Origin of the sequence: Streptomyces fuscigenes, from assembly GCF_021556455.1 — a bacterium.
GTDB classification, from domain to species: domain Bacteria; phylum Actinomycetota; class Actinomycetes; order Streptomycetales; family Streptomycetaceae; genus Streptomyces; species Streptomyces fuscigenes.
This window is the reverse complement of the sequence record NZ_JAKGCV010000198.1, coordinates 1-10046: the sequence shown is the minus strand read 5'-3', so window position 1 is coordinate 10046 and position 10046 is coordinate 1. Positions and strand designations below refer to the sequence as shown.

The following is a 10046-nucleotide window of genomic DNA, read 5'->3' as shown; positions in this document are numbered from 1 at the left end:
GCATCGGCGGGACCGGCCCGGGCAGCGCACCGTCCAGGGCGGCGAGGGGCACGGCGTGCAGCCGGGCGAGGAGTTCGGCGACCTGTTCCCAGGGCGCCGCGGCCGGGTCGCGCGGGTCCACCGGGTCGCCGTAGGGCCAGGCCGTCACGAGGCGGCCGTGGGCCCCCGCCGCGGCGTGCGGCAGGGGCGCGAGGAGGATGCCGCCGAGGGCGGGGTGGGCGGCGAGTGCGAGGCGCACGGCGTGGGCCGCCGGGTCGGTGCCGTCGGCGTGCGCCTTCACCACGGCGGTCCCGTGCCGCACGACGGCGGCGTCGGGCCGGTCGGCCAGCACGCTCTCCTGACCGCAGGCGCCGCAGGCGCCGGCGCGGTGTGCGGTGTCGCGGGCGAGGCGTCGCAGGGTCGGCAGGAGCCCGTCGGTGGTCATGGTCCTCCCCGTTGTCCCCGGGAGCGTACGCGGCCCGCGCGGGCCGGTGCGTGACCGGCCCGCGCGGGCCCCACAACGCGCCGGCCGGTCAGCTCCCCAGCTGACCGGCCGTACGCTGCCGTCCGCCGCACCCCCGTCCCCACGGGGCTGTTGGCCGGATGTCCCCGGCCCGGACCGCTCTCCCGGGCCCGGGGCGCTCAGCGCCCCAGCATCACGCCCACGGACGACGCCTGTTCGACCACCGCGCTCCAGCCGCCGAAGACGACGACCAGCAGCGCGGCAAGAGGGAGCACCATGGCGACCGCCACCAGCGGGTGGCGGGTGCCCGAGGGCCGCACACCGAGCGCGGCGAAGGCCTTCCGCTGCGCGCGGAACGCTGTCCGTGCCGCCGTGTCCGCCATGGCTGCCCTCCCGTCGAGTCCTGCGGCGGCGGGGTACCTGACCTCGGGGGACGAGTGTGGGCCCCGCCGCTCGACCTCAACACTAGGGACGTGCGGGCGCCGGGTCGTCATGCCCGCGCACGGCTTGCCCGGCCTCTCAGGGGATGACCCGCCGCTCGGGCGCCTACTCCCCTGGGTGGAGTCCGGCCCGCGGGACGTCGGGGTCGCGGCGTCCGTCCGGCGCGGGAGGCACCGGTGCGCGCCGGGGGCGCTGCGCCCGCGCGACGCGGGCGGTCCCGGGGCGCCGTACGGGCCGATGTCCGGCGGGCGTGACATGACTCACCCCGCCGCCGGGCTCGTGCGCGCGGGCGAGAGGGCCCCGACCCGCCCGGGCCCGGGCCGCGTGCGCGAGGACCGTTCCTTCCCAGGTCCGTGGTCCAATACCCCTGTCTTTGCACGCTCTTGACGCACCGTGGGGCCGAAGCGCCCGGGACGGCAGGTGCCCTGACCGCTCCTCATCCCCGGCGTGGGGCACTGACGATCGATCCGGTCGCCAGGGCGCGGCCTGTGAGCGCGCCGGGGCGCGTGTACGTAAGCTGTGCGACGTCAGAAGGTCGACCGGGCGGCGGGGATGGACATGGCGATGATGCGGCTCCGGCGCGAGGATCCGCGGACCGTCGGCTCCTTCCGGCTGCACCGGCGGCTGGGGGCCGGCGGCATGGGCGTCGTCTACCTGGGCTCGGACCGGCGCGGGCAGCGCGTGGCCCTGAAGGTCATCCGGCCGGACCTGGCGGAGGACCAGGAGTTCCGCTCGCGCTTCGCGCGCGAGGTCTCCGCGGCCCGGCGCATCCGGGGCGGGTGCACGGCACGGCTGGTCGCCGCCGACCTGGAGGCCGAGCGCCCCTGGTTCGCCACCCAGTACGTGCCCGGCCCCTCGCTGCACGACAAGGTCGCCGAGGAGGGCCCGCTGACGGCCTCGGACGTGGCGGCCGTCGGCGCCGCGCTGTCCGAGGGGCTGGTCGCCGTGCACGAGGCGGGCGTCGTCCACCGCGACCTGAAGCCGTCGAACATCCTGCTGTCGCCCAAGGGCCCCCGCATCATCGACTTCGGCATCGCCTGGGCCACGGGCGCGAGCACCCTCACGCACGTCGGCACCGCGGTGGGCTCCCCCGGGTTCCTGGCGCCGGAACAGGTGCGCGGAGCCGTCGTCACGCCCGCCACTGACGTCTTCGCGCTCGGGGCCACCCTGGCCTACGCGGCGACCGCCGACTCGCCCTTCGGACACGGCAGTTCCGAGGTCATGCTCTACCGGGTCGTGCACGAGCAGCCGCAGTTGCGCGGGGTGCCCGACACGCTGGCGCCGCTGCTGCGCGCCTGCCTGGCCAAGGACCCGGGCGACCGTCCCAGCACCCTCCAGCTGTCGATGCGGCTGAAGGAGATCGCCGCCCGCGAGGCGCAGGGGCTCGGCGACGCCAGGCCGCCCGCGCAGCGCGAACGCTCCCCGCAGGACGTGGCGACGGGGCGGATGCCCGAGCGGTCGCGGGAGCGGGAGCGGCGCGTCTCGGAGCGCCCGACCGAGCTGTACACCGAGCGCTCGATGCGGCGCGTCCACACCGGTACGGGCGAGCACGACGACCATCCGTCGCAGTCGCAGGCGCAGTCCCCGTCGCAGGCTCGGCCCACCGGTTCCGGGCGACCGGCCCCGAGGCGGCGCGCGCCCGACCCGCGCACCGGCGGCTCCCGCCCGCAGCAGCCGCGCGGCGCCGCCCGCCCGGGGACCAGGGGCCCGGCACCGGGCCGCCGCCCGGCCAACCCCCGCCTGCTGCGGCAGCGCCTGATCGTCTTCGTGATTGTCACCCTGCTCGTCGTCCTCGGGATCTGGCTCGCGCAGCAGTTGTGACGACCCGGGGCCGGGACGCGGCGCGGCCGGGCCCCGCGTACCGGACAATGGCGTGGCATGACGCCCGTCACGTGGAGCACGCACTCCGTCGAACTCCGTCCCGACCGCGTGGTCAAGACGTTCCGGCCGGGTAGCGAGGAGGAGGGCGCCCGAGAGTGGCGCGCCCTGTCGCTGCTCGCCACCTTCGCCTCTGGCCTTGCGCCCGCCCCGCTGAGCGCGCAGCCCACGGGCGCGGAACCGGTCGTGGTGATGACCCGCCTGCCGGGCCGGCCGCTGCGGGGCGAGCCGCTGGACGGCCGGCAGACAGCCGCACTGGCCGCCACGCTCACCGAGCTGTACGCCGCCGTGCCGGCGGACGTCCTGGCGGGCGTGCCCGTACGGCCCGACGACCGGCACGAGCTGCTCGACCGCATCCGGAAGTGGACGCCGCAGGTGCGCCCCGCGGCCGGGCCCGAGGTCGCGGAGGCCATCGACCGCGGTCTCGCCTGGCTGGACGGCTCAGGCCTGGAGCGGCCCGGATGGCGGTCCCTCGTCCCGGTCTTCGGGCCGGGCGACGGCAACCTCGCCAACTACCTGTGGGACGGTTCGCGCGTGCGGATCGTGGACTTCGAGGACTCAGGGCGCAGCGAACGCGCCTTCGAACTCGCGGAGATCACGGAGCACGTCGGTGCCTGGATCGACGGCGGCCTGGACGCGGACGCGTTCCTGGCACGGTTCGACCTGGGCGCCGCCGAACGGGAGCGGCTGGACCTCTACCGGAGGCTGCTCGCCCTCGTGTGGCTGTTCCTGCTGTCCCTGGACGATCCGGCGCACCCGCGCAACCCGCCCGGCACAGCCGAGCGCCAGGCCGCCCGGCTGTGCCGGCTGCTGGGCTGACCCCGGCCGGACCCCGGCCGGACCCCGGCCGGTGACGGCGGACACCCGTGGGCGGTGGGGGCCGGTTGGCACCGCCGGGCCGGAGGCGCGCGGGTGCCCGCCCCCGTCAGGGGATGATGCCGCTGTAGGCGTTGAGGGCGGGCTGGCCGCCGAGGTGTGCGTACAGGACGTTGCTCCCCTTCGGGATGTCGCCGTCGCGCACGAGGTCGATCAGGGCCGCCATCGACTTCCCCTCGTAGACCGGGTCGAGGATCACGCCTTCGAGGCGGCCGGTCAGCCGGATCGCGTCCAGGGTCGAGGCCACCGGGATGCCGTAGCTCTCGCCCGCCCACCCCTCCAGCAGGGTGATCTCCTCGTCCCGCAGCTGCCTGCCGAGGCCGACGCGCTCCGCCGTGGCGCGGGCGATCTTCCCGACCTGGGCGCGGGTCGCCTCCGGCCGCGCGGAGGCGTCGATGCCGAGGACGCGCCGGGGGCGGTCCTGCCCGGCGAAACCCGCGATCATGCCCGCCTGGGTGCTGCCGGTGACGCTGCACACCACGACGGTGTCGAAGAAGACGCCGAGTTCCCGTTCCTGCGCGCGCACCTCCTCGGCCCAGCGGGCGAAGCCCAGCCCGCCGAGCGGATGGTCGGAGGCGCCCGCGGGGATCGCGTACGGGGTGCCGCCGCCGGCGCGCACGTCCTCCATCGCCTGCTGCCAGCTGTCCTTGAGGCCGATGCCGAAGCCCGCCTCCACGAGGCGGACGTCCGCGCCCATGATCCGGGAGAGCTGGATGTTGCCGACCTTGTCGTTCACGGGGTCCGGCCAGTCGACCCAGCTCTCCTGGACGAGGACCGCGCGCAGCCCGGCACGTGCGGCGACGGCCGCCACCTGCCGGGTGTGGTTGGACTGCACGCCCCCGATGCTGACGAGGGTGTCGGCGCCGCTCGCGAGCGCGTCGGCGAGCAGATACTCCAGCTTCCTGGTCTTGTTGCCGCCGTAGGCGAGGCCGCTGTTGCAGTCCTCCCGCTTGGCCCAGACGCGGGCCCCGCCGAGGTGTTCGCTCAGGCGGTCGAGCGGATGCACCGGGCTGGGCCCGAACAGCAAGGGGTAGCGGTCGAAGTCGTCGAGTGGCATGCGCGCTCCTTGGGACCTGCGGACGGGGGAAGCGGGACGGGCGCGGGCAGGGCCGGATCGCGGCCTCACCGGCGCCGGCGCCGGACCGGGACCGGGCCGCGCGCCGGTTCAGTCGCCGTCGCCGTCGCTGTCGGCTTCGGCTTCGGCTTGGGCTTCGGCGTCGGCTTCGGCTTCGGCTTCGGCTTCGGCTTCGGCTTCGGCTTCGGCTTGGGCTTCGGCAAGCAGCGGGAGCAGGGTCTCCCAGTTGGCGCGCGTGGCGGCCGCGGCACCGTCCGCGTCGCCCGCCGCGCACCGGTCGGTGATCGACCGGTGCTGGGCGACCGAGTCCCGGCCGCTCAGCGAGGAGAAGCGCAGCCGCTCCAGGCGCCGCAGGACCGGGCCGAACTGCTCGATGACGGTGCGCACGGCCGCGTTGCCGCTGACCTCGACGGGCACGCCGTGGAAGTCGTCGTCGGCGGCCACCGCCGCGTCGGCGTCCCGCTCGCGCAGGGCCCGTTCGAAGCGTTCGTTCGCCTCGCGCATGCGCTCGAGATGGTCGTGCGTCAGGGCCGGGAGGGCCTCGCGGACGGCCAGTTCGTGCATCGCCGCCGTGACGGACTGCGCGGCGCGCACGGCGCGGGGGTCCAGCGGCGCGACGACGGTCCGGCTGCCGGGCTTCGTCCGTACGAGCCCCGCCTGCTCGAGGCGGGCGAGCGCCTCGCGGACCGGGGTGCGGCTGACGCCCAGCCATGCGACGAGGGCGGTGTCGTGGAGGCGTTCACCGGGGGCGAGCGTGCCGTCGACGATGGCGTCCCGGATCGCGCGATGGGCCCGGTCGCGCAGGAGCGACCGCGTCACGGGCTCCCCACTCAGCGGAACTGGCATGCAATATATTGCATGCCGGCCGGCACTCGTCCGTCAAGAGGGCGTAGGACCGCGCCGCGTGGCGAGGGGCCGCCGCGCGCGGGATCCGCGGTCAGCGGGTACGGGGTCGCGTGGCGTAGAACGCGACGGCCGACGCCGCGGCGACGTTGAGCGAGTCGACCCCCGCGTCCATCGGGATGCGCACGTGCACGTCGGCCGCGGCGAGAGTCGCCGCCGTCAGGCCCGCGCCCTCCGTGCCGAAGACCAGCGCGAGCCGCGGCTCGTCCCGTTCGGCCAGGGCGTCCAGTGTGATCGCGCGCTCGCTCAGGCAGAGCGCGGCCACCGTGAAACCCGCCGCTCGCAGATCCGCGACGTCACCAGGGCCGCCGGCCGTGCGGGTCCACGGCACCTGCAGGACGGCACCCATCGAGACCTTGACGGAGCGGCGGTAGAAGGGGTCGGCGCAGCGGGGCGTCAGCAGGACCGCGTCGACGCCGAGCGCGGCCGCGTTGCGGAAGGCCGCGCCGATGTTGGCGTGGTCGACGATGTCCTCGAACACCGCCACCCGCCGGGCGCCGGCGAGGAGCCCGCCCGCGTCGGGGAGGGGCTTGCGCGCCATGGACGCGAGGGCTCCCCGGTGGACGTGGTAGCCGGTGACGCGCTCCGCGAGCGCGGGGTCCACCAGGTACACGGGGGCGGTCGCGGCCTCGACGACGTCCCGCAGCGGGCCGAGCCACTTGGCCGACAGCAGCATCGAGCGCATCGCGTAGCCGGCGCCCACCGCGCGGCGGATCACCTTCTCGCCCTCGGCGATGAACAGGCCCTCCGCGGGCTCGCGGCGGCGGCGCAGTTCGACGTCGGTGAGCGAGGTGTAGTCGGCGAGGCGCGGGTCGTCGGGGTCGTCCAGGACGACGGGTCCGGTCATGGCTCAGCCGATCCCCAGGGCGACGACGTCGCCGATCACGATCACGGCGGGCGGCCGTACGGCCTCGGCCCGCGCGCGCTCCCCCACCGTCGCGAGCGTCGCGTCGACCCGGCGCTGGGCGGCGGTGGTGCCCTCCTGGACGAGCGCCACCGGCGTGGCCGGGTCCTTGCCGTGGCCGATGAGGGCCGCCGCGATCGCGTCGATCTTCTCGACGCCCATCAGGACGACGAGCGTGCCGGTCAGGCGGGCCAGGGCCGCCCAGTCCACGAGGGAGCGCGGGTCGTCGGGGGCGACATGGCCGCTGACGACGGTGAACTCGTGGGCCACGCCCCGGTGGGTGACGGGGATGCCGGCGGCGCCCGGCACGCTGATGGTGCTGGAGATGCCGGGCACGACCGTGCACGGGATGCCGGCCTCGGCGAGCGCCTGCGCCTCCTCCATCCCGCGGCCGAAGACGAAGGGGTCGCCGCCCTTGAGCCGTACGACGTTCCTGCCGGCCCTGGCGTGTTCGACGAGTGCGGCGTTGATGGCCTCCTGCGCCATGGCGCGCCCGTAGGGGATCTTCGCCGCGTCGACGACCTCGACGCCCGGGGGCAGTTCGGCGAGCAGGTCGCGGGGGCCGAGGCGGTCGGCGACGACCACGTCGGCGGCGGCGAGGAGGCGGCGGCCGCGCACCGTGATGAGGTCGGGGTCGCCGGGGCCGCCGCCGACGAGGGCGACGTGGCCCGGGGTCCCGTCCTCGTGGGGGGCGCGGGCCCGCGGCTCGATCGTGCCCTCGCGCAGGCCGTCGAGGATCGCGTCGCGCACGGCAGCGGAGCGCCGCGGGTCGCGGTGGCCCGCGTCGCGCCCGGCGAGGACGGCGACGGTGATGTCGCCGTCGCGGCCGGCGGCCGGGGTCCAGGCGGTGGCCGCCTCGGCGTCGTCGCTGCGGACGCACCAGGTGCGGGTGCGCTCCGCCTCGGCGGACGCGGCGGCGTTGGCGGCGGGGTCGCTGGAGGCGACGAGCGCGTACCAGGCGCCGGCCAGGTCGCCCTCCTCGTAGCGGCGGCGCTCCCAGCGCAGTTCGCCGGCGGCCGCCATGGCCTCGACCGAGGGCGTGGCGGACGGCGAGAGCAGCAGGATGTCCGCCCCTGCGGCGATCAGGGCGGGCAGGCGGCGCTGCGCGACCTGGCCGCCGCCGACGACCACGACCCGTCGCCCGGTGAGCCGGAGGCCGACCGGGTACGCGGGGTGCTGGGCGTCACCGTGGCCGGCGGGCCCGGAGTGCGGCTGGCGTGGGGCGTCGTCGTGCTGCTCGGCCATGGGCGTGCGGCTCCTCGGGCGGATCGGGCGGAGGCCGCTGCGCCGGTGGAGCGGCTGGTGGGACGGATGGTGCGACCACTTTACGGGGCGGCCGCGGTGCCCCGCCGGGAGCGTGGCCCCACGGCGGTCCGGGGCGGCGGCCTCCCGCCGCCGGCGCCTCCCGCGAGGTGCGGCGCACGGCCGGTACCGCTGCGCGCTCGCCCGCACGGTGGCGCACGGGCGGCCTCCGGGACGACGGGCACCCGGCGCGGTGGACGTCCCGCGCAGGCACGCCCGGCGGGCGCCCCGGCGGGTACGCGGCTCCGGCCTGCCGGCCCCGTGCGCCCCTCCTCCGGCGTGCGCCGGGGCCGGGGCCCCACGGAGCCGGAGCCGTGCACCGGCCGGCGGGCTACTTCTCCGTGACCCCGGCCGAGTCGAACGTCGCGACCTCGTGCATGGCACGCGCCGCGCTCTGCACCAGGGGCAGCGCGAGCAGTGCGCCCGTTCCCTCGCCGAGGCGCAGGTCGAGGTCGACCAGCGGGCGCAGGCCCAGCTTGTTCAGGGCAGCCATGTGGCCCGGCTCCGCGCTGCGGTGGCCCGCGATGCAGGCCGCGAGAGCCTCCGGGGCGATCGCCCGGGCCACCAGCGCCGCCGCGCCCGCGCTGACGCCGTCGAGGATCACCGGCGTCCGCATGGACGCGCCACCCAGCAGGAAGCCGACGAGCGCCGCGTGTTCGAGCCCGCCGAGCGCCGACAGCACGCCGATCGGGTCGGCCGGGTCCGGGCGGTGCAGGTCCAGGGCCCGGCGCACCACGTCCACCTTGCGGGCGTGGGTCTCGTCGTTGATGCCCGTGCCCCGGCCGGTGACCTCCACCGGGTCGAGCCCCGTGTACACGGAGATCAGCGCCGCGGACACGGTGGTGTTGGCGATGCCCATCTCGCCCGTCAGGAGCGCCTTGTTGCCCGCGGTGACGAGGTCGCGCGCCGTCTCGATGCCCACCTCGATCGCGGCGACGGCCTCCTCGCGGGACATCGCGGGCCCCGTCGTGAAGTCGGCCGTACCGGGCCGCACCTTGCGCGGCAGCAGGCCGGAGGTGGCGGGCAGTTCGGACGCGACGCCGACGTCCACGACGCAGATCTCGGCGCCGACCTGTCCGGCGAACGCGTTGCACACCGCGCCGCCGCCCAGGAAGTTCGCCACCATCTGCCCGGTGACCTCCTGCGGCCAGGGCGTGACGCCCTGGGCGTGGACCCCGTGGTCCCCGGCGAAGATCGCCACGGCCGCGGGCTCCGGGATCGGCGGCGGGCTCATCCGGGACAGGCCGCTGAGCTGCGCGGAGATGATCTCCAGCACGCCGAGTGCGCCGGCCGGCTTCGTCATGCGCTTCTGGCGCTCCCAGGCCTCGCCGAGCGCCTTCGCGTCGAGCGGCCGGATGCCCGCGACGGTCTCCGCGAGCAGGTCGTGCTCCTCGGCGCCGGGCAGGACCCGGCGGCCGTACGTCTCCTCGTGCACGACCCACGCGAGCGGCCGCCGCTTGGACCAGCCGGCCTGCATCAGCTCGGGGTCCTGCGGGAACGCGTCGACGTAGCCGACGCACAGGTACGCCACGACCTCCAGGTGCTCCGGAAGGCCGAGCGCCCGGACCATCTCCCGCTCGTCGAAGAAGCTGACCCAGCCCACCCCGAGTCCCTCGGCGCGGGCGGCGAGCCACAGGTTCTCCACGGCGAGCGCGGACGAGTAGGGCGCCATCTGCGGCTGCGTGTGGCGGCCGAGGGTGTGCCGGCCGCCGCGGGTCGGGTCGGCGGTGACGACGATGTTCACCGGCGTGTCGAGGATGGCCTCGATCTTCAGTTCCTTGAACTGCTTCGCCCGCCCCTTGGGGAGCGACTTGGCGTACGCGTCGCGCTGGCGCTGGGCGAGTTCGTGCATCGCGCGCCGGGTCTCCTCGGAGCGGATGACGACGAAGTCCCAGGGCTGCGAGTGGCCGACGCTCGGCGCGGAGTGCGCCGCCTCCAGGACGCGCATGAGCACGTCGTGCGGGACGGGATCGGAGCGGAAGCCGTTGCGGATGTCGCGGCGTTCGCGCATCACGCGCAGCACGGTGTCGCGTTCGGCCTCGTCGTAGCCGGAGGGCGCGGGCGCGCCGGGCTGCCCGGCCGGGGGGCCGGGTTCGGGTGCCTGCTCGGCGGCGGGTGCCGTCGGCGCGACGGGCTCCTCCTCGGGCGCCGGGGCGGGAACGGGAACGGGGCCGGGGCTGGCCGCGCCGGCGGGCTCCGGCGCGGACGCGTCGGGAGCGGGGTCC

8 protein-coding genes and 1 pseudogene are annotated in these 10046 nt (G+C 76.4%); 2 read left to right on the top strand and 7 right to left on the bottom strand.

What is annotated here, in order from left to right; translation table 11 throughout:
• Both L1885_RS16870 and L1885_RS16865 read right to left on the bottom strand, forming a co-directional pair.
• Window positions 1-424 (bottom strand): annotated as a pseudogene (locus tag L1885_RS16870) (aminoglycoside phosphotransferase family protein); the annotation flags it as partial.
• 197 nt (window positions 425-621) lie between these two features.
• Window positions 622-825 (bottom strand): hypothetical protein, encoded by a 204-nt coding sequence (locus L1885_RS16865; protein ID WP_235797946.1) that lies wholly within the window; start codon window positions 823-825, stop codon window positions 622-624.
• Window positions 826-1435: 610 nt separating this feature from the next.
• Here L1885_RS16865 and L1885_RS16860 point away from each other — a divergent pair.
• Window positions 1436-2704, top strand: coding sequence for a serine/threonine-protein kinase (locus L1885_RS16860; RefSeq protein ID WP_235797947.1), 1269 nt, complete (start codon window positions 1436-1438; stop codon window positions 2702-2704).
• Window positions 2705-2761: 57 nt separating this feature from the next.
• Window positions 2762-3580: a phosphotransferase family protein gene (locus tag L1885_RS16855; protein ID WP_235797944.1), complete on the top strand. Its 819-nt coding sequence runs from the start codon at window positions 2762-2764 to the stop codon at window positions 3578-3580.
• Window positions 3581-3686: 106 nt separating this feature from the next.
• Here the strand turns inward: L1885_RS16855 and L1885_RS16850 are convergent, their stop codons facing one another.
• The 5 genes from L1885_RS16850 to cobT all read right to left on the bottom strand — a co-directional run.
• Window positions 3687-4694 carry a 1-aminocyclopropane-1-carboxylate deaminase gene (locus L1885_RS16850; RefSeq protein WP_235797943.1) on the bottom strand — a complete coding sequence of 336 codons (1008 nt, stop codon included), beginning with the start codon at window positions 4692-4694 and terminating at the stop codon, window positions 3687-3689.
• Between the two features lie 108 nt (window positions 4695-4802).
• The gene (locus tag L1885_RS16845; protein WP_235797942.1) at window positions 4803-5558 is read right to left on the bottom strand and encodes a GntR family transcriptional regulator; all 756 of its coding nucleotides are present in this window, start codon (window positions 5556-5558) and stop codon (window positions 4803-4805) included.
• Window positions 5559-5649: 91 nt separating this feature from the next.
• Window positions 5650-6462, bottom strand: coding sequence for a TrmH family RNA methyltransferase (locus L1885_RS16840; RefSeq protein WP_235797940.1), 813 nt, complete (start codon window positions 6460-6462; stop codon window positions 5650-5652).
• 3 nt (window positions 6463-6465) lie between these two features.
• On the bottom strand, window positions 6466-7764 hold the full coding sequence (gene cobA, locus L1885_RS16835) for a uroporphyrinogen-III C-methyltransferase (RefSeq protein ID WP_235797939.1): 1299 nt from the start codon (window positions 7762-7764) through the stop codon (window positions 6466-6468).
• Between the two features lie 388 nt (window positions 7765-8152).
• A partial coding sequence (cobT, locus tag L1885_RS16830; RefSeq protein ID WP_235797938.1) for a nicotinate-nucleotide--dimethylbenzimidazole phosphoribosyltransferase occupies window positions 8153-10046 on the bottom strand: 1894 nt, incomplete at its 5' end.

Excerpts from the sequence above, each read along its gene's own strand:
- L1885_RS16850 (WP_235797943.1), bottom strand. The coding sequence starts at position 4,694 with ATGCCACTCGACGACTTCGACCGCTACCCCTTGCTGTTCGGGCCCAGC.
- L1885_RS16845 (WP_235797942.1), bottom strand. The coding sequence starts at position 5,558 with ATGCCAGTTCCGCTGAGTGGGGAGCCCGTGACGCGGTCGCTCCTGCGC.
- L1885_RS16855 (WP_235797944.1), top strand. The coding sequence starts at position 2,762 with ATGACGCCCGTCACGTGGAGCACGCACTCCGTCGAACTCCGTCCCGAC.
- L1885_RS16860 (WP_235797947.1), top strand. The coding sequence starts at position 1,436 with ATGGACATGGCGATGATGCGGCTCCGGCGCGAGGATCCGCGGACCGTC.
- cobA (WP_235797939.1), bottom strand. The coding sequence starts at position 7,764 with ATGGCCGAGCAGCACGACGACGCCCCACGCCAGCCGCACTCCGGGCCC.
- L1885_RS16865 (WP_235797946.1), bottom strand. The coding sequence starts at position 825 with ATGGCGGACACGGCGGCACGGACAGCGTTCCGCGCGCAGCGGAAGGCC.
- L1885_RS16840 (WP_235797940.1), bottom strand. The coding sequence starts at position 6,462 with ATGACCGGACCCGTCGTCCTGGACGACCCCGACGACCCGCGCCTCGCC.